Raw genomic sequence first — 26,525 nt, 5'->3', positions numbered from 1 at the left:
GTCTAGTGTCTCGACTTACAGTTTTCGATTTCTGTTTTTTTCAATTGCGCGACAAAATTACAAGGCCCTTGGCGGCTATCAAGTTGTGATTGGATAATGTCGTTCCAAGCGGTGCGACAGGCATTGGTTGAACCTGGCATGCAAAAAATAATAACGCCGTTTGCTAAGCCTGCAATCGCGCGGCTTTGTATGGTACTGGTGCCAATTTGTTGAAAACTAATTTGTCTGAATAGTTCACCAAAGCCTTCAACGTGTTTATCAAATAAGGGTGTAACCGCTTCTGGTGTACTGTCGCGTGAGGTAAAGCCGGTGCCGCCAGTAATAAGCACGCCTTGAATAGATTCATCAGCAATCCATTGGCTCACCGCAGCGCGAATTTTATAAATGTCGTCAATGACAATGCGCTTGTCACTCAGGTTGTGGCCTTGGTTAACAAGGCTTTCGACCAGTAGTTGTCCACTGGTATCGGTTGCTTCATTGCGAGTATCAGAAACAGTGAGTACCGCTAAGTTTAGAGGCACGAAAATATCGGTTTTATTGTGACCCATGGTGACGTCCTATATAACGTTTAAATAATTGAAATTGCGTATTCGGCTTCACGCCATTGATCGGGCGTATTGGTATTGCTTAACCGTGTTTCATCATTGGGTGTTAATGCAATGGCATCAAATCGGCGGCATAGATTTTTAATTGAGCGGGTTTGAATATCGCCGTTGATGACTTTTTTCAGGTATTGCTCAATATCGGCTGTGTTGGGTAAAAACAGAGGTAAATAATGATGCTCAAAATAAACAGGTTTGTTTTGCTCGCACCCAACTTTAAATAGGCGATTAAGATCGGGCGTTTCAATTAGCGGTAGGTCGACGGGCACAATTAAAAACCCATCGCTGTTACTTTTTTTCATCACCGAATAAATACCGCCTAATGGCCCAAGCTTTTCATGTAAATCACAAATCATGGGATAGCGCGTCAGGTAACGTATTTGATCGCGATTACGACTAATATAAATCGTATTGAGCGGTAGGGGCTCTAATGTGTCGATCATATAAAAAAACATATCGCGATGATCACGACGCAGCAGGGCTTTATCTTGTCCCATTCGACTTGAGCGTCCACCTGCGAGCAATATGCCATCAATGATTTGCATATTAGCCTCCCAACATTGCAAGGTGACGAGTTGAACCGGTTTTATGTTCGCTCAAAAAATGACTGCTCTCTTTTGTGCCCATTAATGTATCCAGTTGATCACTGAGTTGATTTTCACAATCTGTTTTTAATAATGGACGCACGTCATGGCCTTGTTCGCCAAATAAACATAAATGCAATTTACCCAGTGAGCTAATGCGTAAGCGATTACAGCTTGCACAAAAATCGGTGCTGTAAGGCATGATCAAACCGATAGAGCCGTGGTAATTGGGGTGCGAAAATTCTTTTGCTGGGCCTGCGTATAATGGTTTTTCTTTTAATACCCAACCGCTATCGCGTAAGCGGTTTTCAATGGTGCTACCTGATATATGGTTGCGTGCAAAATACGCGGCGTTGTCGCCGGTTTCCATGAGTTCAATAAAGCGTAATGAAATGGGCGTGGTTTTAATCCAGTTTAAAAAGTTATCAAACTCTTCAAAATTATAGTCTTTAAGTAAAACGGCATTAACCTTTACGTGTGTTATTCCCAATGCCAAAGCCATGTTTAAACCGGTCATGACCTCGTGTAAACGATCATGGCCAGTGATGCGCTGAAATTGCGCTGGGTCTAAGCTATCGATGCTGATGTTAATGGCATCAAGACCAGCATCGACCCATTGTTTAATGTGCTGAGGAAGCTTATAGCCATTGGTTGTGATGGCGACTTTTTCGATGCCGTCAATGGCTTTAATGGTTTTGATAATGGCGGCAATATCTTTACGCACACTGGGCTCACCTCCTGTGATACGGACTTTTTTAATGCCTTTTTTCGCCATTAAGCTGACCAACGTATGAATTTCTGCAAGGGTTAACGGCGTTTCTTTATTGTCACATTGGTAACCATCGGGTAAACAATAATTGCAGCTGAAATTACACACGTCTGTAACAGACAAACGTAAATAAGTGAATGATCGTTGGTGTTGATCAATGAGTGGTGTCATTGCTGGCCGTTCAGACGGTTCTGACAGGCGTGCAAAGATAGTATTAACGGGTACTTGAGCGGTCATGTTGCTGACACCTTTCCAATTCGGGAGGCAGAGTGGTTTCCCTTTCTACCCATCGGCTTGTATGTCGTATAACCGTTATAGGCTACTTAGAGATAAAAGCTCGGTGCATAATTCTTACAGCCAGTGTATGGCATGACCTAACTGAAATGAATACAAGTCATGGGGTAGAAGTGATACTTATTTGTGGGTAGTTTGATATAGCGCGACGGCTTTGCGTTAACAAGATAGATATAAAAATGCCCAGCAAAGTGCTGGGCGAGGGTTGGGCGAGGGTTGGGGTAAAATACCTTAAGCAAGCTCACTTTATTTAACTGCAGGCTGTTGTTGAGGGGTTAAAACTTAGCCGTACCCGTTAACCAAATCTTTGTGACATCGACTTGTCCTGATTCATCAGTGGCATTGAACTGGCTGATCTTAAAGCTGACGCCGTAGTTGTTAATGCTTTTTGCGGCTAAGAAACCAAACTCGGTGCCGTAATCATCACTGCCTTCATCTGAACTAAAGCTGTGTAGTTGTCCTAATAATTTCACACCGGCCACCGTCGTGCTTACATCGGCATATAAGTCTTGAATACCATTGGCGCCGTTGCCTGCAAGGTAGGTGTCTGACCAACCTAAAAATTTATGATTGGTGCCCAGTGGTGTTGCAAATGCGCTTTTACCATCATCACTGGCTAATACTTCAAAACCCACTTTTGCTGTGATATCACTCACTTTAGTGGCGGCAGACAAGTGGTAATAAAACGGCTTAGCATCTGCGGCGGATTGATCCTGCTGTGCCAGTTCGGCTTCTAGGTTAATACTGGACACCTTGGCTTGTGTGCGCACACCAATGGTGGTGGCGTCATTGCCATCAACGCCGCCTAGGTCTTGAATATCATAATAAAAACCGGTGGCACTCACATCTGGGTTAACCGCGTATTTTACGTTTAATAATGTGATGTCTTCTTCTATGTTCTCATTTTTAATATTGTTTAGGTTGTTGGCGACAGCCAGAAAAACGGTGGTGTTATCAATCGTGTTGTTGGTGATGGAGATCGCATCAAATGTGGCTTCGTCTTGACGAAAGGCAACGCCGCCGACATGACGTTGGTTATCTAAATTAATGCGTTGATTACCTAGTTTTACTGTGCTATTGAAACCTGTGTATTGTAAATACACTTGGTTTAGTTGCGTGGTTTCTTGATCAATGACTTTATCGTATTCAGTGTGGCCATTTTCTCCATCGTTAAAATCGTCGGTAATGTGCAATACATTATCGCCTTCAATTAATGCAGAAAAACCATATAGTGAGCCTGTCTCAAGGGTTGCACGAGAACGCAGTGTATTGGCAAGGGCGTTGTCATTGTTAGCGGCATCATCTTGGTCAACGGACTCTACGCGATAGCGAAAATCAACATTTACTTTAGTATCCGATAAAAATTGTTCGGTTTCGTTTGCGGTTGCTGAAAAAGACGTGCTCAACGCAATGAGGGAGATCGCAGTGGATAATAAGGTTTTTTTCATGGGGCCTTCCTATGTCATGTGAGGTTTATTAACAACTAGACTAAGGTAGGTTTAACGATTATAAATTGATGCGAATCAATATTTTATATGCCTACCTATTTTGAATATGTCATGGTCAAAATAGGTAGGGCGTAGAATTATTATTAATCTAAGGTTGAGTCTTGAATTTTTTTAAGAAATTCATTTTTTAAGGCCGACTGCATTCTGCGTTCGTATTTATCGGCTTTAAACGCAAAATACATCGTGATCATGCAGGCGGCGACGACGCCATACAACAACATAAAACTCGCACTGTATACACCCAACAAGTCCACACCCACACCAAATATTACAGGAAGGGTGAAACCACCAATGCCACCCAACATGGCAACGGTGCCTCCAACGCTGCCCATTTGTTCTGGGTAGTAGTCGTGAATCATTTTATAAACAGAGGCTCGGCCAAAGCCTTGGGCTAAACCAATGATAACAATCAATACATTAAAAACACTTAAGCTAACGCTCAGGTTTAAATGTACATCGCGTTCAACACCATGAATCACCATGGTAGTGGGTGGGTAGCTTAAAAAAAACAAGCAAATAATACAGATCCAAAACACCCACCAATTAACAGTACGACCACCATATTGATCGGCATACCAGCCGCCAAGTGCTCTCACCAAACTGGAGCTTAATGCAAAGACTAACGTCCATGACATGGCTTCTTTTGGGGTAAGACCATACGCATTGACATAATACAACGGCAGCCACAGCAGCAGTGCTAAAAAAGAACCAAAGACAAAATAATAATACAGAGAGAATCGCCACACGGTCATTTTTTTAAGGGGTGATAAATAAAATGTCAGTGGTTGTTTGATGGCCTTGCGCTGCATGGGTTTTCTGGGGGCAAGAAAAATAAAAAATAATAAGATGAACATCATTCCAAGGGCAAAAATAGGGCCGATGTATTTGAAACCAAAATAATCAATTAACATTGGCGCGATTAACAAGGTGATGGCCGCCCCTGCATTGCCGGCGCCAAAAATGCCCATGGCTATGCCTTGTTGGTTGCGATTAAACCATTGGCTGACGTATTCGATGCCTAGGGTAAATGACACACCGGATATACCAATAAGAAATCCGACCATTAAAAATTCGTTAAAGCTTTGTGCATAATTAAGCAGTAAAAGTGGCGGGATGGTGAGCATCATTTGAATAATAAAAAGATTTCGGCTTGAAAAATATTCACATAAAAAACCAGCAGGCCAGCGTAATAGCGCACCAGTCATAATGGGGCTTGAAACCAAAATAGCGTATTGTGTTGCAGACAAGTCTAATAGCGGTTCTAAGTGAATGCCCAATACGATGTAAAGGGTCCATACCGAAAAGTTAGCCGCAAATACAATGGTGGCAACCGCCAGGGCGAGCTTATTTTCATTCTTCATCATGATGCAATCTTATCTAATGCGTAATAGTTATTTTATTCTCATATTGGTGAGATGAAAGCAATATCCCTAAAGATTTTTTGGTATAGGGTTTGGCTAGTTGATCTAACCCTTAGTGAGTAGATGTTACTTTTTAAGCTAGGTTTCGCCCACTTACCGCTACTTTTATGCTCTACCTATTTATGATGATCTCCAAAATTATGAGTTTTGACGGGCGAGTACTGCCTTGCTATGTATTGATTTGAATCAAGTATTCTTTACTGGAAAGTTTGAGACTAGGCTAAATTAAAGTACGTCTACGAGCTAAGGAGTCTCTATGAATCAAAGTTCAAAGCTAAATTTATTGAAGTTTAGCGACCCTAAAATAAGGACCTTGCATCTCACTTGGTTCGCCTTCTTTTTGTCATTTGTTGTGTGGTTTAGTCACGCACCCATGTTGGCATTTATCAAAGAAGCCTTTGATCTATCGACACAACAGATTAAAGCGCTGCTTATTCTTAACGTTGCACTGACGATTCCGGCTCGTATCATTGTGGGCATACTGGTTGATAAATATGGCCCTCGCATTGTTTACAGTAGCTTATTGGTATCGTCGTCCTTTTTGTGTTTTGCCTTTGCGATGGCACAAACTTATGAGCAGTTGGCGTTATTCCGCTTTTTACTGGGTTTTGTTGGTGCGGGCTTTGTGATTGGTATTCGCATGGTGGGTGAATGGTTCCCTGCAAAACAAGTGGGTGTGGCCGAAGGCATATACGGTGGTTGGGGTAACTTTGGTTCTGCCGCGGGTGCCATGACACTGCCGACTATTGCGTTGATGTTTGGCGGTGAAGATGGCTGGCGCTATGCGTTAGGGCTGACAGGTTGCTTAACTTTTTTCTATGGATTGTTTTACTACGCAAAAGCACGCAATACCCCAAAGGGTTCTACTTACTTTAAACCTAAAAAATCAGGTGGCTTAGAAGTCACCAGTATGCGTGACTTGTATTTTTACTTGTTCATGAATGTGCCTATGTACTTGGCGCTGGCGTTATTGTCTTGGAAGTTATCACCGTCTGGCGTGAACTTGTTTGGCGAAACCACCATGTATGTTTTATGGGCGGTACTTGCGTTATTGTTTGTGATTCAAACGCGTTCTATTTGGCACGTTAACCATGAACACTTAAAGCAAGGTGTGCCTGAGATTGAAAAATATAATTTCAAACAGGTAGCAATACTCGACTTATCTTACTTTGTAACGTTTGGCTCTGAGTTGGCCGTGGTGTCTATGTTGCCATTATTCTTCTTGGATACGTTCGAAGGGTTAGACCCTGTTAAAGCGGGTTTGCTTGCATCGGGTTTTGCTTTTATGAACTTGGTTGCACGTCCAACAGGCGGTTGGTTATCGGATAACGTTGGCCGTCGTAGTAGTTTAATGATTTTGATTGGTGGTTTAACCGTGGGCTATTTAGTGTTGAGCCAAATAGACGGTGAATGGTGGATTCCGCTAGCCGTGATTGCCACCATGTGCTGTAGCTTCTTTGTGCAAGCCGGTGAAGGCGCCGTGTTCGCGATTGTACCGCTGGTTAAGCGTCGTTTAACCGGGCAAATTGCCGGTATGGCAGGTGCGTATGGCAATGTGGGCGCGGTGATTTATTTAACGGCTTTAAGTTTTGTGGATTACAGTACCTTTTTTTTAATTATTGCGGGTTCGGCCGCGGTGATCTTTTTTGCCGCGATGTTTTTAGATGAGCCTAAAGGCCACATTGCCGAAGTTGACGAAGATGGTAATGTACAATTGATTGATGTGGGTTAATCGCCAATAACGTGAAAAGAAAGGCTCAATGGTATTCATTGGGCCTTTCTTGTTTGGAGCTATGATGACAGAAACAAATATTCATATCGCACAGCGCACATCGCAAGGTGTTAAGTCGATCAATGAGGATTCCGTTAATTATTGTTTTCCAAGTGATGCACATCAGCTGATTCATAAAGGCATTTGTGCACTGGTTGCTGATGGTGTGAGTACGGCAGAGGCGGGCAAGCAAGCCAGTGAATTAAGCGTTAAACAATTCGTAGAGGATTATTATAAAACACCGGATACTTGGACCGTCGAACACGCAGGTAAGCAAATTTTATCGGCAATTAACTTAAAGCTGTACCGTTTAAGTGATGCTTATCGCGTTGAAGGTAAGGGCTACCTATGTACTTTTAGTGGTGTGGTTATTAAATCGCGTACCGCCCATGTTTTTCATGTGGGTGATAGCCGCGTGTATCTTTACCGTAAAGGCGAGCTTAAACAACTCACCCAAGATCATAGTGTCTTTATTAGCAAGTCTCAGGCAGTGCTGTCACGTGCAGTGGGTATGGATACTCAAATCCATATTGATTACTTTTCACTGTCCATTGAACCGTCCGATATTTTTTTATGCACCAGTGATGGTATTCATGATTTTTTAGTGCATGACGAAATTAAGAATATATTGGCCAGTGATGATACCGCTGATAATAAATCACAAACACTGTGTGACTTAGCACTCAACAAAAAAAGCGATGACAATATCAGCGCGGTTGTGGTCGACATTGAAACACTTCAGCAAGAGAATATTGACGACTTTAATGCCCGCTTAACCCGCTTACCGTTTCCGCCACAGCTTGAGCCCGGTATGAAGATTGATGGTTTTCAAGTGATTAGAGAGATATATGCCAGCAGTCGTAGCCAATTATATGAAGTAAACGATATGGCATCGGGCAAAGCCATGGTTATGAAAACGCCGTCTATTAATTTTGAAGAAGACAACCATTATATTGATCGTTTTATTCAAGAAGAATGGGTAGGTAAGCGTATTCGCAGTCCTTATGTGGTGGATGTTGTCGCCATTAATCGTGAAAAGCACTTCTTATATTATTTGTTAGAGTTAGTCGACGGCACAACCCTAAGCCAGTGGATGAAAGAGAATCCAACGGCAGGCCCAACGACGTCAATGAATATCATTGAGCAAATAGCGCAGGGTTTGCGTGCGTTTCATCAAAACGACAGCGTGCATCAAGATTTACGTCCATCGAATATTATGATTAATAAAGATAATAAAATTAAAATTGTTGATTATGGTTCGGTCTATGTAGCAGGTATTGCAGAAATGTTTAGTCCGATTCAGCATGATGGCGCGCTGGGTACGGCAAGCTACGCAGACCCCATTTATTTACAAGGACGAAACCCAGGTGTGCAAGGTGATTTGTATTCATTGGGTACGATTGCTTATGAATTATTTACACATCGCTTGCCTTACGGTGACTCGATAGAAGAGTGTTCAAATCCGCTTTATTATGACCGCTTACGCTATAAACCGGCCAATAAATATAATTCAATTATCCCCATTTGGTTTGATCGTGCGTTAGAAAAAAGTGTGAAGTTTGAGCTGCAAGAGCGCTATCGTACTATTCGTGACTTTATTAAGGATTTAAAACAGCCGAACCCTGAATTTCTTCGTGACGACCCAAAAGTGGAATACACCAAAAGCCCTTTATTGTTTTGGCAAATGATGTCGGTATTTTGGGTGGTTATGTTGTTTTTAATGGTGATTATGTTTTCACGTTAAATTTTGATTGGCTTGGGCTTGATGACTTAATACATGCCATGCCCTCAATTTTATGCCAATAACCATTGCAGCAACCGTCAATAAAAATGGGGGCTTTGCTTTTGATGTTATAGTTGGATAGTGTGAGCCAAGCGAGGCTTTTAATACTGCTTGGGTTGATGCGCACAATATCGACAAGCCCTTGCATGCAGGGTAAGTCGTTAATTAAATTTTGTGCTTTACCAGGAAGCGTTTGAATACCTTCATATTAAATAATACATCGCCTTCTTGGCTCTGAATATCTCGCCGCCCCCATGGGTATTTTATGCAGCACCATTCACATTGGTGTTTTTGTTTGTTTTCAGAGCGTGCAATAAAGCATTACAAAATATGTTTAAAGAGACCGAAACCCAATACAATGATGCGTTTGATTTAGATTACCAAATAGCATTTTTCCATCGGACTAATAAAGGGGGGGCTGGCTATTGATCCATGAAAAAAGAGGGCGAAAAAGGTTAAAATAAATTGACCTGTTTTTTTAAAATGAAGGCGTATTTGGGCGTATAGACAAGCCTGCAGAATGCGTAGTATGAATAAAAAAATAATGATAAATGCCATGAAGTTAGTGATTTTTGTGTTGGGGTGGATGATCCCAATTATCTGTTTTTCTTTACCTGAAAAATATATATCAACGGACGATTTACGACAAGGGGCCTGTGGCCCTCGATGGTTTGTGGGCGTTTGACTGGCAATCGTTGCATATCGACATCAATGCCCCCATGCGTGATGGTTTATTACTACCAGGGTTGTGGCACAAACAAGGTACATACGCGCCACAAGGTTTTGCCACATTGCGGTTGCGTTTAAATATGCCAACAAAACAATCTTATTATTTACGTGTTCCTGATGCGCCAAGCGCCATGAGTTTATGGATAAATGGTGAGGTGCGTTTTCAGCGTGGTGTCGTATCAAACGATGCGCAAACCGAGGAGCCCAAGTTTGGCCCTGATGTATTGGCGCTGGCGCCAGCTGAACAATATGACTTAATTTTGCATGTGAGTAATTTTCATCATAAAGAAGGCGGGGTGTGGCATAACCTGTTGATTGCAGATGAGAGGCACCGACATGCATTACGTGATCAAAGTAAATTATTGGATGCCATGATCTTTAGTTTTTTAATGCTGGTATCGATATATTTATTGGTCAGGAATATGTCTCGTCATGGTCATGTTAGCCATATTTTCTTCGCATTATTTGTTTGGGCCATTGCGCTACGCAGTATCATGGTGGGAGAACGCATTGCCTACGACTTCATCTCGTTTATCAGTTGGGAAAACTGGCAAAGACTCGAACACATATTGTTATTTATTGCTCTGCCCATGTTCATCTATTTTTTTCACCGTTTCTTTGATATCAAAAATCAAATTTATCCTCATTTTATATCGCTATTATCACTTGGTTTGATCACGGCAATACTTGTAACACCTGCTCTTGTGTTTACCCATTTTGGGCTTGTCAATCAGCTGATGGGAATCATCACGGTTGTATATATACTGATTATGCTGGGGTTGCTAATGAAACAAAAAGCACCGTTTGTCTTGCTGTTTGTGATTAGTTTTATCGGGTGGACGTTTTTAGTATTGCATGATTATTTATATACCCAGCTTTATATTCAGTCTCGGCCGTTGGCGCAATTTGGATTGGTCTTTTTTGTGGCGTTTCAGTTGTATATGTTATGGCTACATCGCAAACGTGAATCGAGATTGCTGACATATGTGAAGGCAAGCATTGATCGCAGTGCTGATTATTTAAAACATAAATATTCACAGCCTGAAGACAGTAAGGTCTTTATATTAAGCGACTGGGCCGCGTCTATGCAGCTTCATTTTGAGGCACTTGGGCTATCAATATATGTCGATGATGACACGGTTGCCTTATCGTATAACCAAGATCAACTACAAGACATTGTTTTGATATTAGCACGTATGGCTGATCGTGATGGTATTGATATTAGCTTGTGTATTCGCTGTGATAAGCAGAGCGTTAAATTTGAATTCATTTTAAATAAAGTGATTCATAATCAAGAGATGATTAATGATGAAATGAACGCTGTTTATTATGCGCTTAACGAAATGGGTGCCAAGTTAAATATCAAGCGATTATCAAATACCACGAGTATGAGTTTTGCTTTGTGCTCTTATACTCAAGATGAACCGATTAATACGAATAGTGATCAAACTAAAGTTGAGTGTTATGGCAATGATCTAGCTGAACCGATTTTATTTAATGATGATGTGTCCGGTATGATCACTAGCGCCTTACAAGACTATTTTTACTTGGTTAAAGCTAAGGTTGTAAAAGCAAATGTTGTTAAGTACCGGCCTAAATTAATTATATGGCAGATTTTAAATTGGGACGCGTATATTTTTGAAGATATAAAACGTATTCGCAACGAACATGGCGCGACGCCGATTATATTAGTGGTTGATCGTTATCACAAAGCACAGCTAGCAGAATGCATTCGAATGGGCATTATCGATTATGTGGTATCGCCAATATTACCTGAAGAGTTACTGCTAAAAGTTCAGCGTGCTCATAATTCCAATTCAGTTGTGATACATGCTAATCAAAATGTACGCGATGTGACGGTACAATTAATAAGGGATTGCATAGCCATATGGCAGAAATACAGTGGTAAAAGCAAAACCGATTTAGCAGAAAACAGTCGCCTGTGGCGCGTGTACATGGATGGGAGCACAGCCAAAACCCGGACTCTAGATAAATACTTATCGCTACAAACCTTACCTAAAAATCCAAGGTGGGAGACCGTAAATCGTACCGCTAACTATGTATTAGAAAATTGCTCATTAGATAACGAAGACAAACAGATGCTTAATAAGCAGTTATCGTTGTTTAATAAACTATTAGCGTCGTGATCATGAGGTGGTTTGAATTTGCAATGTAATGATAAATTGGATGAGCAAAATATGCTTGTCGTGTACATGATGATGCCAAGTGCTATGTAAACTTATCAAGGTTTATACTGTTATAAAAAAGCCGTTTACTTCATGGAAGTAAACGGCTTTTTTACGACGTGCAGGGTGTTAAAATGAAGGAGTCAAATTAACATTTAGCGTCAAGTTTCTCTTTAAGTACTTTATTTACCATACCAGGGTTTGCAGAACCTTTAGATGCTTTCATGACTTGGCCCACAAAGAAGCCAACCATTTTACCGCGCTTGTCTGGCTCAGCATTGACATATTGCTCAACCTGTTTCGGGCTATTGGCAATCACGTCATCAACAATGGCTTCAATTGCACCAGTATCACTGACTTGTTTTAAGCCCAGTGAATCGATTAGTGCATCAACATTGTCACCTTTTTTATCCCACAGTGCGGCAAATACATCTTTTGCGCCTTTACCTGAAATGGTGTCATCTTTGATGCGCGCAATCATGGCGCCCAGTTGATCAGCCGTGACTGGACTGTCTTTGATATCCACTTCGTTTTTGTTTAACGCGGCGGATAACTCACCCATAACCCAGTTTGCGGCTAATTTGTAGTCGCTACATTTTTCAGCCACTTGCTCGAAGTAGTCAGCGAGTTCACGTGATGCGGTTAGCACACCTGCATCGTATTCACTCAAACCTTGCTCTGACATTAAACGCTGTTTTTTCTGGTCTGGCAGTTCTGGTAGCGTTTTACGAATGGCTTCAATGTAGTCATCATCAATGACAATCGGCAGCAAGTCTGGGCACGGGAAGTAGCGGTAATCATTAGCCACTTCCTTTGAACGCATAGAACGGGTTTCCATTTTGTTTGCATCAAACAAACGCGTTTCTTGTGTGATGGTGCCGCCATCTTCAAGAATGTCCCGTTGACGTTCGATCTCGACGTTAATGGCTTGCTCAACAAAACGGAAACTATTCACGTTTTTAATTTCAGTACGTGTGCCGAATTCTTCTTGGCCTTTAGGGCGAAGTGATACGTTACAGTCACAGCGCATAGAACCTTGAGAAAGGTCGCCATCACAAATACCTAAATAGGTCACGATGCTGTGCATTTTTTTGAAGTAAGCAACGGCTTCTTTGGCGCTGCGCATTTCAGGTTCTGATACGATCTCGACCAAAGGTGTGCCTGCACGATTTAAGTCAATGCCGGATTGGCCACTAAAATCTTCATGCAGCGATTTACCCGCATCTTCTTCAAGGTGCGCACGTGTCACATTAATGCGACGGCTGGTGCCATCTTCCATGTCGATTTCAATGTGGCCCATACCAACAATCGGGTGATGCAATTGCGTGGTTTGGTAGCCTTTTGGTGAATCGGGATAAAAATAATTTTTACGATCGAATACCGAGACTTTGCCAATTTCGGCATCGATCGCGCAGCCTAGCTTAACGGCCATGGCTAAGGCTTCTGCGTTAAATACCGGTAATACACCCGGTAATCCTAAATCAAGCAATGACGCTTGTGTATTTGGCTCAGCACCGAACGCAGTACTTGAACCGGAAAAGATTTTTGATTTTGTGGCCAACTGAGCGTGAATCTCAAGGCCGATAACTACTTCCCATTCCATAATAGAATTCCTTATTCGATACCTTGAGGTGCTGCGTGATGAAAATCGGTGGCTTGCTGGAATTTGTGTGCGGCGTTTAACATGGCTGCTTCACTCCAGTAGTCCCCCATGATTTGTAAACCAACGGGTAAACCGTTAACTAAACCCGCTGGAATCGACATGCCAGGCAAACCTGCCAAGTTACACGAAAGTGTAAATTTATCTTCCATGTACATTTCAACTGGGTCACCGGACTTTTCGCCCGCTTTAAATGCTGGCGACGGTGTTACTGGCCCCATAATGAAATCCACTTCGTTAAATGCTTTTACAAAATCGTTTTTAATTAAGCGACGAATTTGTTGAGCCTTTACATAGTAGGCATCATAAAATCCCGTTGATAATGCATAGGTGCCGATCATAATACGACGCTTCACTTCGTCACCAAAGCCTTCACCACGTGAGCGTTTGTATAAGTCTTCAACGTCTTTTGCGTCTTCACAGCGGTAACCGAAACGTACGCCATCCATACGGGATAAGTTAGCGGAGCATTCAGCAGGGGCGACAACGTAGTAAGCCGGAATCGCAAGGTCAGTACTTGGCAGAGAGATTTCTTTCACTGTACAGCCGAGTTTTTCGAACTCAGCAATGGCGTTCATCATGGCTTGCTTCATGTCGCCATTTAAGCTTTCAGGGAAAAACTCTTTTGGTAAACCAATTACTTTGCCCGCAATGTCATCGTTTAGCGTAGCGGTGTAATCGGGTACGTCTTGCTCAATACTTGTACTGTCTTTGGTATCAAAGCTGGCCATCACGTTTAGCATCATGGCGGCGTCTTCTGCGGTGCGTGCCATTGGGCCTGCTTGGTCTAGTGATGATGCATAAGCAATCATGCCCCAGCGCGAGCAGCGCCCGTAGGTTGGTTTTAAACCGGTTAGTCCACAAAGTGCAGATGGTTGGCGAATCGAGCCGCCTGTATCGGTACCTGTTGCGGCAGGTACTAAGCGTGCCGCAACGGCCGCAGCTGAGCCACCAGATGAACCACCAGGGATGGTGTCAAAGTTCCAAGGGTTTTTAACGGCACCAAAGTAAGATGATTCGTTTGATGAGCCCATGGCGAATTCGTCCATGTTGGTTTTACCTAAACACACTGCACCTTCGCGCTTCATGTTTTCAACCACGGTTGCATCATAAGGTGGCACAAAGTTGCTAAGCATTTTTGAGCCACATGTGGTTAATGTGCCGTCGGTGCAAAAAATATCTTTGTGTGCAAAAGGGACACCGGTCCACGCGGTGGCGTTACCTGCCGCACGACGTTCGTCAGCGACTTTGGCATCGGCAAGGGCGCTTTCTTCCATGACGGTGATAAAACTATTGATGCCGTTTTCACCTTGGTCGAATTGTTTTATGCGATTTAAAAAGTGTTGAGTAATTTCGACACTGGTGAAATCACCGGCTTCAAGACCTTTAGAGATCTGGGTAAGGGTTAAGTTATGCAAGGCCATGATCAATTACTCTACAACTTTAGGTACTAAAAATAGGCCGTTTTCTTGCGCGGGAGCATTGGCCATGTATTTTTCTCTGTGGTTCTCTTCGGTCACGACATCTGCACGTAAACGCTGCACAGCGTCCGTCGGGTGCGCCAAAGGTTGGACACCGTCAGTATTGACGGCATTCATTTGTTCAACTAAAGCTAATATGCTGCTTAGTTCTTCTTGATATTGGCCGATATTGTCTTCGGCGATGGCTAAGCGGGCTAAATCCGCAATATTGGTGACATCTGAACGTTCAAGCGCCATAGTATTTTCTCTGCCTTTTTGGGCTGTGAATATAAAGTATGTGAAAGGGGCGTAACTTAACACATTTGTGCCTTGCCCAAAAAGCCCGCCGTTGATAGTCTAAGCAGCAAAATAATAGTCTCTACGTTACATTGGAAATACTGGATGTTTAAAAAACTCAGAGGTATGTTCTCAAGCGACCTTGCAATCGACCTTGGAACAGCAAACACTCTTATCTACGAACGCGAGAAAGGTATCACGTTAAACGAGCCTTCAGTTGTAGCCGTACGTAGTCAGGGCAATCAAAAAACAGTAGCAGCCGTTGGCCATGACGCAAAGCGTATGCTGGGTCGTACACCGGGTAATATTCAAGCTATCCGTCCATTAAAAGACGGTGTTATCGCTGACTTTCAAGTGACTGAAAAAATGTTGCAACATTTTATCAAAAGAGTCCACGAAGACAGCTTTTTTACACCAAGCCCTCGCGTATTGGTGTGTGTGCCGTGTAAATCGACGCAAGTAGAGCGTAAAGCGATTCGTGAATCCTGTATTGGTGCTGGCGCACGTAAAGTTTATTTAATTGAAGAACCAATGGCTGCGGCGATTGGTGCTGGCTTGCCGGTTGAAGAAGCAAGCGGCTCTATGGTTGTGGATATCGGTGGTGGTACGACTGAAATCGCGATTATTTCCTTAAACGGCGTGGTTTACAGTGAATCTGTAAAAGTGGGCGGTGATAAGTTTGATGAATCGATTGTGACGTACGTGCGTCGTAATTATGGTTCATTAATTGGTGAAGCCACCGCTGAGCGCATTAAACAAGAAATCGGTACGGCTTACCCTGGTGGTGAAGTGCGTGAGATTGATGTTCGCGGTCGTAACCTTGCTGAAGGTATTCCACGTTCGTTCACACTAAACAGCAATGAAATACTAGAAGCACTACAAGAATCTCTAGCGGCTATCGTACAAGCAGTGAAAAGCGCGCTTGAGCAATGCCCACCAGAATTAGCATCTGATATCGCTGAACGCGGTTTAGTGCTAACAGGTGGTGGCGCAATGTTGCGTGACCTTGATAAATTACTAAGTGAAGAAACAGGTCTGCCGGTTATCGTGGCCGATGATCCGTTAACATGTGTTGCGCGTGGTGGCGGTCGTGCACTTGAAACCATGACAGATCAACAACTTGATTTATTGTCTAGCGAATACTAATTCGTTCTAGGCTTTAGTTGTCGGTCAAATCCTGTCGAAAATGCGTGATCCGCAAGGGTTACGCATTTTGTACGTACAGCTCGATGAGACGATTTCTAATAACTAATGAAGTCTTAAGGAGCACACCATTAAGGGTATTTTCAGTTCAGGACAAGCCGTTAACTCTCGTTTTGTCATGGCGTTATTAATCTCTGCCGCGTTGATGTCTGCTGATAAATATTTAGAACCCATGCAGCATGTACGCAGTTTATTAGGGTATTTTGTTACCCCCGTGCAATGGGTGTCAGGTATCCCCGGCCAGCTTGGAGTATGGGCTGAAAAATCCGCTGTGAGCCGTGCAAGCTTACAAGAAGAAAATGATCGCTTACGTAATGAATCCTTAGTGCTTAAACAAAAAGTACAGCAGATGGTGTCATTGCGCTCAGAAAATAACCGCCTACGTGATTTATTAAATGCCTCCGAGTTACTCGACGATAAAGTTCAAGTGGCTGAGCTGATCGGCGTTGATCCTGACCCTTATACGCATCACATCATTATTAACAAAGGTGAAAAACACGGTGTGTTTGTTGGCCAACCTATTCTAGATGGGCAAGGATTAATGGGGCAAGTGATCGAAGTGCTGCCCTTTACCAGTCGTGTTTTATTGCTGGCAGACAGTAACCATGCAATTCCGGTATTAGTTAATCGCAATGGTATACGCGCGATTGCAGTGGGTTCTGGTCAATTAGATGAGCTAGCGTTGATTTATGTACCGGACACCGCCGACATCAAAGAAGGGGACTTATTAGTAAGCTCTGGCTTAGGTTCTCGCTATCCACGTGGTTATCCGGTTGCGACCATCACAAAAGTCGCTCACGATCCTGGAGAGCCCTTTGCCATTGTGTCAGCACGACCTTCTGCTCAGTTAGACCGATCCCGTTATGTGTTGCTTGTTTTCTCAAAAGACAGTGAATTGCCTGAGCCTGAGCCGCAAATGCAATTAGAGCCTGAGCTGGAGGTGCAACCATGATGCGCGCTTACGGGGTGATTCTTCCCACATTTTTCTTTGCTCTAGCACTGGCTGTTTTCCCGATGCCACGGTTAATTGACTATATCCGCCCTGAATGGGTGGCCATGACGGTTATTTTTTGGGTATTGGTAAGCCCATCGAAAGCGGGTATTTTTTTAGCTTTTAGCATGGGTATTTTGTTAGATGTATTACATGGCAGCTTGCTTGGCCAGAATGCAATGGCCTTGAGTATTATGGCGTATCTTGTGTTATTACTGCATTCTCGTATGCGCCTGTATAACCCGATACAGCAAAGCTTTTTGGTGTTTATTCTTATAGGGTTGTTTTTGTTAGTGCGTTTTTGGACAGAATCCGTGGTCATTGGCCAAGGTAAAACGGCTTTATTATGGCCATCTGTTGGCAGCGCGTTGATTTGGCCACTTTGGTATAACCTCTTGTTGGCTGTTCGCCAGTACTTTAGGCATTAGAATGGCTGACTTATTACTAGCATCTGCGTCACCACGCCGACGTGAACTGCTAGAGCAGATTGGTGTCAATTTTATATGTGCGGCTCAAGATATTGATGAATCAGTTTTAGCGGGTGAAAAACCCAGCGAATATGTAGAGCGCTTAGCGCGAGAAAAGGCGGCGCAAGGCACTAAAACGACGGACCTTGCGGTACTGGGTTCAGATACGTGCGTCGTGTTAGATGGTGAAATTTTAAGCAAACCATTATCAACCGCTGAAGCAAAAGCCATGTTGGCTCGTTTATCGGGGCGTAATCATCAAGTATTAACTGCCATCGCAATGGCTAAAAAAGTATCTGAAAAACTAACGCTCACAAGTCAGGTAGTGAGTACCGATGTGAGCTTTGCAGAATTAACACCTGAGCAAATTTCACACTATGTAGCCACAGGTGAGCCGATGGATAAAGCCGGCTCTTACGGTATTCAAGGTAAAGCGGCGGTATTTGTATCGGGTATCGTGGGCAGTTATAGCAATGTAGTCGGGCTGCCCCTAATGGAAACCGCTGAACTATTAAAGCAATACAACGTACCGGTTTGGTGCGCGTAACGGCTTTTTAACCAGAATTTAATTTAACGTGTCGAGCAATCGACCCTTAACAGCAGTCTAATCATGAATACGGAAATATTATTAAATGTGACTCCCACAGAAACCCGTATGGGGGTTGTGGAAAATGGCGTGCTGCAAGAAGTTAATATTGAACGCAGTAATCGCCGTGGCATTGTTGGCAATATTTATATTGGCAAGGTGGTTCGTGTGTTGCCGGGTATGCAGGCGGCATTTGTTGAAGTGGGGCTAGAACGAGCGGCGTTTATTCATGCCGCGGATGTACAAGGCCCGGTTAAAGACAGCGAGTCAGCTCGTCGTCAGCCTGATGCGATCACCAGCTTACTGCACGAAGGGCAAGACCTTGTAGTGCAAGTCACCAAAGATCCAATCGGGACTAAGGGTGCTCGTTTAACTACTCACTTATCGATTCCATCGCGCTACCTTGTGTTTATGCCTCACACCCATCACGTGGGCATTAGCCAGCGTATAGAGGACGAAAGTGAACGTGAACGTTTACGCGACTTAGTGCAAAGCTGTATGGAAGCCGAAGGCTTAAACGATGAATGTGGTTTTATTTTACGCACCGCCGCAGACGGTGCGGGCGAAGTGTGAAATCTTATTAGATACACGTTATTTGCAGCGTGTTTGGAATAAAGTACAAGAACGCATTAAAACCGTGGTAGCACCGGGTATTATTTATGAAGAATTACCGTTGCATTTACGCACATTTAGGGACTTCATTCGTCCAGAGATTGATAAAGTCTTAATTGATTCCCGTGAAAACTTTCAAAAAGCGCAGGTGTTCTCTGAATCATTTGTACCTGAGGTGACAGATAAACTTGAGTACTACCCAGGTGAGCGCCCAATATTTGATTTATACGGCGTAGAAGATGAAATTCAAAAAGCCCTTGAGCGCAAAGTTCAGCTTAAATCCGGTGGCTATTTAATTATCGACCAAACCGAAGCCATGACGACGGTGGATGTAAATACCGGCGGCTTTGTAGGTCACCGCAATTTAGAAGAAACCATATTTAAAACCAATCTTGAAGCGGCAACCGTGATTGGCCGTCAACTTCGCTTGCGTAACCTTGGCGGTATTATTATTCTTGATTTTATCGACATGGAAGATCCAGAGCATCAGCGCCAAGTATTACGCATGCTTGAAAAAGTGCTAGAGAAGGATCATGCAAAAACGAAAATATCTCAAGTATCTGAACTTGGCTTAGTCGAGATGACGCGTAAACGCACCCGCGAAAGCTTAGGGCAAATGTTATGTGAGCCATGCCCTCATTGCGAAGGACGTGGTGAAATTAAAACGGCTGAAACGGTTTGTTATGAAATTTTCCGTGAACTATTAAGAGAAGTACGAGCATACGATGCATCTTCTTATCTAGTATTGGCATCGCAGCATGTGATTGATTTGTTACTTGATGAAGAAAGTCAAAGTGTGGCTGACTTAGAAAATTTCATTAATAAAACCATCAAATTGCAAGTAGACCCCATGTACAGCCAAGAGCAGTACGATTTGATCTTGCAATAATCGGCTATGAAAACGAAAGCAATAAAGCAGTGGCTGACCGCATTTAATTTATTAGTTGTGGCGACTTTTATAGTCCTGGCACTTTATAGTGCCATAGGTCAGCAGATCTTCCCTTATGTGGGTCAATACCGCGTTAACTTAGAGCAGTATCTAGGTGAACAGCTTAGTGGTGATGTAAGCATTCGTCAGCTCAGTGGTGGCATGGAGATATTAACGCCTTCTGTGCATATCGAAGGCGTTACACTTCATACTGGTGATGATCCTAAGCAACCTAAAATTTCAATCGCCGCAATTGATGCGGTTTTAGACCCGCGTTCTTCCTTAGCTAATTTTACCCCTGTATTTAAAAGTGTGCGCTTATCTGGCTTATACGTTCGTATTGATGGCGATGCGAAAAAACCACAAGCGCCAATTGACGAAGATGATGCGTTATTAATTAAACGTCTAATTGATGGGTTACTTCTACAGCAGCATGTTGAATTAAATAACGTCACCATAGAAAACACTCGGGGTGATGAAACTAAAATATTACACCTTGATCACTTAGTCATGACGGGCGATGGCTTTCATCGTTTAATTACAGGCAGTGTGTCTTACGGGAATGAAAATAAAGTTAACGCAGGATTGAGGCTGTACAGCCAAGGTAGCCCGTTTAAGTTAGATTCATTTTATGCCAGAGGCGCACTGGACTTACCGGATGTGGATGTTGACTATTGGCTTAATGAGATTTTTGATATGTCGGTGTTTAAAGAGTTTACAGCATCGGCACAATTACGATTCGAATTTAAAGATGGCCTCTTAAATTACGGCAAATTATCAGTAGCCAGTCCCACTGTTTATATTAACGATGGGCGTAAAATTGATAGCGTAAGCGCGCAATTATGGAGCAAGCAAAATGATGCTGATAATTGGAGTTTCTGGGTCGAAGACAGTCAGTTTACATTAAAGAATAAGCCTTGGCAGTTTAACGAGATCGCATTAGGTATTGCAAAAACTAAGCAAGGTAATCGTTGGCAAGCGTATCTTAAGTCAATGGATATTGCTTATTTGAATCAATTTCTTAGCAGTGTAAAACTGATACCAGAGGAATTAAAGTCTCGACTTAATGAGCTAAAGCCATCTGGTTATTTGCATAATATGAATGTGATTTTGCATAATAATGAAGCAGGGGAATTAGACTATTCAGTGGCTGGTGAGTTAAAAAATATCTCTACACAGCCAAGTGGTGGAATTCCAGGTGTAACTAACCTTAATGGTGTGATTGCGGCGAGTGAGAAAAATGGTCGAGTGCAATTCGATGGCCCTCAAATTTCTTTAGCGTTTCCTGATCTATATCCATCACCGTTTTTCTTTCCTTATGGTGAAGGGCAGGTGGATTGGCATATTAACGATCAAGGTGTTCGGCTTATTGGTGATGGCTTAGCGCTTACTATGGAACAAGCCGAAAAAGTAAAAGGTGGGTTTAAGCTCTGGCTGTATAACGATAAGCAATATGAAGATAAATTAGAACTTAACTTGTCGTTAAAAAATGCGGACGTTTCAATTCATGAAACATTAGTGCCGAGTAATATTTCCCAAGACCTTAGAGGCTGGTTAGAGCGATCATTACTCACAGGTACCGCGAAGACAGGGCAATACTATTTATATACGGGTTTGAATGCCGGTAGCGTCAGTCAGTCTGAGTTACACCTAAGCGTATCTCAAGCGGCCTTGCAGTATTTACCCGAATGGCCTGTGGTTTCCGATATAAACGGTGACCTATTTGTAAAAAATGATGAAGTCTATGCCCGAATCGATAATGCGAATACTCTGGGTGGTAATGTTAAGCAAACCCAAGTTGTATTTGATGGCGTAAAAAATAATAAGTTGTGGGTGCAAGCAAGTGTGAAGGGGTTAGCAAATGATGGTTTTGCGTACTTTCAATATACACCATTAAAAAAGCTTGTTGATAATATAATGGACTCCTGGAGCATGACCGGTGAGCACGCTACTGAGTTAGGGCTAAGTATTTCACTTGATGATGTCAGTGACGATATCGGTGTGGATGTTACAGCGCGCTTACAGAATGCGAGTTTAAATTTAGCGGACATTGGGCTTGCGTTCAGCCATACACAAGGAGCAATTACATATCGTTCAAGCGAAGGCTTAACGTCATCTGCAATACAATCATCACTATGGCAAAAGCCGTTATCATTGAATATATCATCTGATGTGCACACTAAAGGGTTTTCGACAGACATCGCATTTGATGGCGACCTTGAGGTTAAAAGCTTAAAGCAGTGGTTAGACTTATCACTGTTAAAACCACTAACAGGTAATACGAAAGTAGCAGGGCATTTTAAAATCAGTGGCCAAGAAAATGGATTTACTGGGCTAGAGGTTAACTCTGACTTAGTTGGAGTGAATATTGACCTCCCTCTGCCTTACCTTAAACGTAAAGAAACCAGTCAGCCGTTTAATTTTAAAATGGCATTAGATGATGGTCAAAAAATCACACTATCTTATAGCGAATTAGTGAATGTAGCCTTGCACTTGAAAGAGGGTGAGATTGAAACAGGTCAAGTATATTTAGGGGCCACTGAGGCTTATATTCCCAGTACGCCTGGCTTAGAAATACAAGGGCATGTATCAAGAATCGACGCAGACAAATGGTTGAAAGTTTGGGGCGAAATACAGCCTAAAAGCTCAAACACCGCTAATCGCTCGGCGAGCAGTCCAAAAAATAGTTTGATTAGAAAAGTGGATATTAGTACAGACAAACTGCTTTACGATGGCTATCAGTTTGAGCAAGTATCGGCAAATGTTAATGCAAAACTCAATGCTTGGGATATATACGTTGAGGCGCCGATAGTGAAAGGATTAATAACCTGGCAAGCGCAACATCCAATTGTATTGAATTTGGATTATATTCATTGGCCGGCCTTATCAAAAGATACAGAGGAAGAAGGTAAAAAAGAAAAGACAGATATGTTTGCTAATATTTTTCCAAGTATGTTTCCGGATATGAATTTTAAAGTAGATGAGATTTTCCTTGGCCCCAGAAACTATGGTCAGTGGCAAGCTAAGTTACGGGTACAAGATGATACCTTGTCGCTTTTGGATATCGATGGCCAAATTAAAAAGCTCAATGTGAAAGGGGCAGCGCACTGGGAGAAATCAGATAGCGTTCCCATGCCCGTACAAACCACTAAGTTGGATTTAAAGTTATCTAGTGATGATATTGGTGGTGTTCAAAAAGCATGGTTAGCAAAACCTGTCATAGAAGCTGATAGCACAAAAGTCAATTTCAACTTTCAATGGCAGGCCAGTCCCGCGATGTTTGAATCGGAACTGTTAAATGGTCAAGCCAATGTATCATTAAAAAAAGGCCGATTCTTAGATGCTGGTGATACCGGTGCATTAAGTGCGTTTGGTATTTTAAATTTTTCGGCCATAGGGCGTCGCTTACGATTAGACTTTTCAGATGTTTATCAAAGCGGTCTTCATTTTGATTCTGTATCTGGTAAGGCAAAAGTGAAAAATGGCCTGATGACCATAGAGGATACGTTAGAAATCAAGGGGCCGTCAGCGAAATTTGCTGTCAGTGGCACAGTAAACTTAAATACTAAAGAGCTTAATCAAGAGCTGTCGGTTACGTTCCCTTTAACAAGTACGTTACCTTTTGTCGCCATTTTAGCGGGTTTCGCGCCGCCAGTGGCCGCTTCTATTTTTGTGGGTGAGCAACTTGTAGGCGACCAAATTGAAAAATACACCAGTGCAACTTATAAATTAGATGGCACATGGGACAAACCAAACTTAAAAATAATGAAACGTTTTGATAACAAAATTGAAGGTAAGCAAGATGAAGGGTTTTGGTATCGAATGAAAAGTTTCTTCGGCTTAGGAGACGACTAATGCGTTGCGCTGTTATTCAAATGACCAGTGGCAAAGAGGTTGATGCCAACTTAAAACAGGCTTTTGACTTGCTGGAGCAAGCGGCAACAGAAAACGCACAGCTAGTGGTCTTGCCCGAGATGTTTGCTTGTTTGGGCGTCACTAATCAATTTGAATTGGCCAATACACGCTTTACTCAACAGGATGTGATTAGCACAATATTAAGTTGGGCAAAGCAGTTCCAAATTTATTTAGTGGCAGGCTCTGTTCCCTTGTTAAGTGGAACTCATGATACGTTAGATAAAGTATTGGCTGCGTGCTTAGTGTGTTCGCCTGAAGGCAAGTTAATTGCTCAATACAATAAAATTCATTTATTTGATGTTGATGTGGCGGATGAAAAAGGTCGTTATCGTGAGTCCGACACATTTGTTGCTGGTGACAATATTCAAACCGTAGATGTCGATGGTCACTTGTTGGGTTTAAGTGTTTGCTATGATTTACGTTTCCCTGAGTTGTATCAGAAATATCAGTCACTTGGCTGCCAAATACTGACCGTACCATCGGCATTTACCTATGAAACCGGTCGAAAAAATTGGGAAGTACTATTACGAGCCCGTGCTATTGAGACACAAAGTTTCGTACTTGCGGCTAACCAGGTGGGGGTACATGAAGATGGTCGTCGAACATGGGGACAAAGTATGATCATTGCGCCAAACGGTGATGTGCTAGCTGAGGGCGATAACGAAAGCCCTAGCCTTGTGTTTGCTCAGTTAGATTTCGATGCTCTTGAGCAATGCCGTTTAGCAATGCCGATCATCAAACATAAAAAGCTAACCCGTTAACACTGGTTAGCTTTTTGTTTGTATTTAGTGGCTGTTATGCGGTTGGATAAAAGGTTTTAATAAATAAAAATAATTTACGAGCGGCGCTTTTACCCATTTTTGCTTGGTGTGTATCTGGGTTTGCCTCTTTGTCTTCGTGTTCTTTTGCTGCGTTGCGAATGAGCTGACGCAGGTGCTGAATGTCAGTCACATCGAATTGATCACAAAACTCACTTAACGCATCTTTGCCACCCGTGATTAAACGATCACGCCACTTTTCTTGCTGGTGTAATACACGGTTGTATTCTTCACTGCTTGGATCTTGTTTATCTAAAGCCAGTTGGACGCTTTCAACATCTTCAGAGCGCATCACTCTGCCTATGTATTGTAGGTGTCTGCGTTTGGCTTCATTCTTTTTAATGCGATCCCACTCGGCTACGGCTTCAATCATCGTCGCAGTAAGAGGCAGTGTTTTTAACTGTTTTTTAGGCAGTTCACAAATGCGTTTGCCAAGTTCTTGCAGAGCATGCATTTCCCGTTTGATTTGGGATTTGCTGGGGCCTGAGTATTCTTCAAATTGATCGTCTTCGTATTCGCTCATGGGGAAACCAGATATGTTTATAAATAAAAGCTAGCGGCTAAACCTAAAAATGCAAAGAAGCCTACTACATCGGTAATGGTGGTCAGCACGACACCACCGGCGAGGGCTGGGTCTATGTTTAGTCGTTTTAGCACAATAGGTAAAAAGGCACCGGCTAAGGCCGCTACCACTAAGTTAATGACGATGGCGATGGCGATAATGACCGAGATCTGTATATCTTGAAACCAAACGTATGTGGCCAGTGCAATTACAATGGCCCACAGAATACCATTACTTAAGCCAACTAAAAATTCACGATTCAGTAACCAGCCAATATTGTTGGAATCGATATGGCCAACGGCTTGCCCTCGAATGACCAGAGTCAGTGTTTGGCTGCCCGCTATGCCGCCCATGCTGGCGACAATCGGCATTAAAACGGCAAGAGCCACCACCGTATTAATGGTCTCTTGGAATAACCCAATGACAGCGCTGGCCAAAAATGCGGTTAATAGGTTGATGCCTAACCAAACGGCACGACGTCGGCTGGTTTTAAAAGCGGGTGCGAATGTGTCTTCGTCTTCATCAAGACCAGCCATGCTCATTAATGAGTGATCGGCTTCGTCACGAATAACGTCAACCACGTCATCGATGGTGATACGGCCAAGCAGTTTAAAGGTGTGTTCATCGACCACGGGTGCTGAAATTAAATCGTGACGTTCGAATAGCTGCGCCACTTTTGTGTCCGGCATATCAGCACGAATGGTGATCACGTCTGTGTTCATGATTTCACGCACGGTGGTGTCGCCATCACTTACGAGAATTTTATTTATTGGCAATACACCAATAAACTCATCACGGCGGTTAACCACTAACAAGTTATCGGTCATGTCCGGTAAGGCACGGTGCCGACGTAAATAACGCAAGACCACTTCAAGGGTGATGTCAGGTCGAACGGTAACCGTATCGGTGTTCATTAAGCCACCGGCGCTGTCTTCAGGGTAAGACAGTATGGCTTCGATCCGTGCACGGTCTTGAGAGTCCATTGTCGTTAGGACTTCTTGTGTGACGGTATCGGGTAGAATTTGAAGTAAGTCAGCGACGTCATCGGTATCAAGGTCCGACATGACGTTTGCGACTTCTTGCACACTCATTCGATTCAACAGCCAGCTTTGCAACTCGTCGTTTAAGTGTTGCAGTACCTCACCTTCGTTTTCTTCGTCGATGAGGTCCCAAAGTAAATTACGTTCTTTAGGTGGGGTTGATTCTAATAAGTGGGCAACATCAGCAGCTTGTAAATCGCTATTAAGAATTCGGCGCACCTGTGCCAAAGCCCCACTTTCAAGTGCGACTCCCAGATGTACGAGTTTGCTGTGTTTATGTTCGCCCCTGGACATAATGCGATCCCTTGAATTCAGGCTCGGATTGTACCGATAAAGGCT

The 26,525-nt window shown here is 42.9% G+C and carries 19 protein-coding genes, 1 pseudogene and 1 riboswitch; of the genes and pseudogenes, 10 read left to right on the top strand and 10 right to left on the bottom strand.

Annotated features, from left to right (window positions below):
• Nucleotides 1-2: 2 nt before the first annotated feature.
• The 5 genes from moaB to ACU6U9_RS14730 form a co-directional block, all read right to left on the bottom strand.
• On the bottom strand, nt 3-548 hold the full coding sequence (gene moaB / locus ACU6U9_RS14750; protein ID WP_446735775.1) for a molybdenum cofactor biosynthesis protein B: 546 nt from the start codon (nt 546-548) through the stop codon (nt 3-5).
• A 20-nt stretch (nt 549-568) separates the two neighbouring features.
• On the bottom strand, nt 569-1,147 hold the full coding sequence (gene mobA / locus ACU6U9_RS14745) for a molybdenum cofactor guanylyltransferase (RefSeq protein WP_446735774.1): 579 nt from the start codon (nt 1,145-1,147) through the stop codon (nt 569-571).
• 1 nt (nt 1,148) lies between these two features.
• A complete protein-coding gene (moaA, locus tag ACU6U9_RS14740; protein WP_446735773.1) occupies nt 1,149-2,192 on the bottom strand; it encodes a GTP 3',8-cyclase MoaA in 1,044 nt (347 codons plus the stop codon).
• Nucleotides 2,185-2,310: riboswitch (molybdenum cofactor riboswitch) on the bottom strand. (Overlaps the previous gene by 8 nt.)
• 214 nt (nt 2,311-2,524) lie before the next feature.
• Nucleotides 2,525-3,697, bottom strand: coding sequence for a hypothetical protein (locus ACU6U9_RS14735; RefSeq protein ID WP_446735772.1), 1,173 nt, complete (start codon nt 3,695-3,697; stop codon nt 2,525-2,527).
• 143 nt (nt 3,698-3,840) lie between these two features.
• The gene (locus ACU6U9_RS14730) at nt 3,841-5,121 is read right to left on the bottom strand and encodes an MFS transporter (RefSeq protein ID WP_446735771.1); all 1,281 of its coding nucleotides are present in this window, start codon (nt 5,119-5,121) and stop codon (nt 3,841-3,843) included.
• A 313-nt stretch (nt 5,122-5,434) separates the two neighbouring features.
• Here ACU6U9_RS14730 and ACU6U9_RS14725 point away from each other — a divergent pair, with 313 nt between their 5' ends.
• From ACU6U9_RS14725 to ACU6U9_RS14715, 3 genes are all read left to right on the top strand, one after another.
• Nucleotides 5,435-6,910 (top strand): NarK family nitrate/nitrite MFS transporter, encoded by a 1,476-nt coding sequence (locus ACU6U9_RS14725; protein WP_446735770.1) that lies wholly within the window; start codon nt 5,435-5,437, stop codon nt 6,908-6,910.
• Between the two features lie 61 nt (nt 6,911-6,971).
• Nucleotides 6,972-8,693 (top strand): protein kinase domain-containing protein, encoded by a 1,722-nt coding sequence (locus tag ACU6U9_RS14720; protein WP_446735769.1) that lies wholly within the window; start codon nt 6,972-6,974, stop codon nt 8,691-8,693.
• Between the two features lie 695 nt (nt 8,694-9,388).
• On the top strand, nt 9,389-11,608 hold the full coding sequence (locus ACU6U9_RS14715; protein ID WP_446735768.1) for a 7TM diverse intracellular signaling domain-containing protein: 2,220 nt from the start codon (nt 9,389-9,391) through the stop codon (nt 11,606-11,608).
• A gap of 187 nt (nt 11,609-11,795) precedes the next feature.
• On the opposite strand, the gene gatB is transcribed toward ACU6U9_RS14715, so the two are convergent.
• Genes gatB through gatC form a run of 3 tightly spaced genes read right to left on the bottom strand, consistent with a single transcriptional unit; the run spans nt 11,796 to nt 15,025 of the window.
• Complete coding sequence (gene gatB / locus ACU6U9_RS14710; protein WP_446735767.1) at nt 11,796-13,250, bottom strand: Asp-tRNA(Asn)/Glu-tRNA(Gln) amidotransferase subunit GatB; 1,455 nt, start codon at nt 13,248-13,250, stop codon at nt 11,796-11,798.
• 11 nt (nt 13,251-13,261) lie between these two features.
• Nucleotides 13,262-14,725 carry an Asp-tRNA(Asn)/Glu-tRNA(Gln) amidotransferase subunit GatA gene (gatA, locus tag ACU6U9_RS14705; protein WP_446735886.1) on the bottom strand — a complete coding sequence of 488 codons (1,464 nt, stop codon included), beginning with the start codon at nt 14,723-14,725 and terminating at the stop codon, nt 13,262-13,264.
• Between the two features lie 12 nt (nt 14,726-14,737).
• Nucleotides 14,738-15,025: an Asp-tRNA(Asn)/Glu-tRNA(Gln) amidotransferase subunit GatC gene (gene gatC, locus ACU6U9_RS14700; RefSeq protein ID WP_446735766.1), complete on the bottom strand. Its 288-nt coding sequence runs from the start codon at nt 15,023-15,025 to the stop codon at nt 14,738-14,740.
• A gap of 144 nt (nt 15,026-15,169) precedes the next feature.
• Between gatC and ACU6U9_RS14695 the strand changes: the two genes are divergently transcribed.
• The 7 genes and pseudogenes from ACU6U9_RS14695 to ACU6U9_RS14665 all read left to right on the top strand — a co-directional run bounded on the left by ACU6U9_RS14695 (nt 15,170) and on the right by ACU6U9_RS14665 (nt 24,527).
• Nucleotides 15,170-16,210 carry a rod shape-determining protein gene (locus ACU6U9_RS14695; protein ID WP_446735765.1) on the top strand — a complete coding sequence of 347 codons (1,041 nt, stop codon included), beginning with the start codon at nt 15,170-15,172 and terminating at the stop codon, nt 16,208-16,210.
• 127 nt (nt 16,211-16,337) lie between these two features.
• A complete protein-coding gene (gene mreC / locus ACU6U9_RS14690) occupies nt 16,338-17,219 on the top strand; it encodes a rod shape-determining protein MreC (RefSeq protein WP_446735885.1) in 882 nt (293 codons plus the stop codon).
• Nucleotides 17,216-17,686 carry a rod shape-determining protein MreD gene (gene mreD / locus ACU6U9_RS14685; RefSeq protein WP_446735764.1) on the top strand — a complete coding sequence of 157 codons (471 nt, stop codon included), beginning with the start codon at nt 17,216-17,218 and terminating at the stop codon, nt 17,684-17,686. Before mreC ends, mreD begins: the two co-directional genes overlap by 4 nt.
• Before the next feature lies 1 nt (nt 17,687).
• Entirely contained in the window at nt 17,688-18,272 is a 585-nt protein-coding gene (locus ACU6U9_RS14680) for a Maf family protein (RefSeq protein WP_446735763.1), read from the top strand.
• A 63-nt stretch (nt 18,273-18,335) separates the two neighbouring features.
• Nucleotides 18,336-19,812: pseudogene (rng, locus tag ACU6U9_RS14675) on the top strand (ribonuclease G).
• A 6-nt stretch (nt 19,813-19,818) separates the two neighbouring features.
• A complete protein-coding gene (locus ACU6U9_RS14670) occupies nt 19,819-23,706 on the top strand; it encodes a YhdP family protein (protein WP_446735762.1) in 3,888 nt (1,295 codons plus the stop codon).
• A complete protein-coding gene (locus ACU6U9_RS14665; RefSeq protein ID WP_446735761.1) occupies nt 23,706-24,527 on the top strand; it encodes a carbon-nitrogen hydrolase family protein in 822 nt (273 codons plus the stop codon). The genes ACU6U9_RS14670 and ACU6U9_RS14665 overlap by 1 nt, the downstream gene beginning before the upstream one ends.
• A gap of 34 nt (nt 24,528-24,561) precedes the next feature.
• Here the strand turns inward: ACU6U9_RS14665 and yjgA are convergent, their stop codons facing one another.
• Both yjgA and mgtE read right to left on the bottom strand, forming a co-directional pair.
• On the bottom strand, nt 24,562-25,107 hold the full coding sequence (gene yjgA, locus ACU6U9_RS14660; RefSeq protein WP_446735760.1) for a ribosome biogenesis factor YjgA: 546 nt from the start codon (nt 25,105-25,107) through the stop codon (nt 24,562-24,564).
• Between the two features lie 17 nt (nt 25,108-25,124).
• Complete coding sequence (gene mgtE, locus ACU6U9_RS14655; RefSeq protein ID WP_446735759.1) at nt 25,125-26,480, bottom strand: magnesium transporter; 1,356 nt, start codon at nt 26,478-26,480, stop codon at nt 25,125-25,127.
• Nucleotides 26,481-26,525 lie beyond the last annotated feature (45 nt).

The organism is Pseudomonas sp. HK3 (assembly GCF_052920985.1).
The sequence above is the reverse complement of the archived record's forward strand: the minus strand, read 5'-3'. Positions and strand labels throughout refer to the sequence as shown.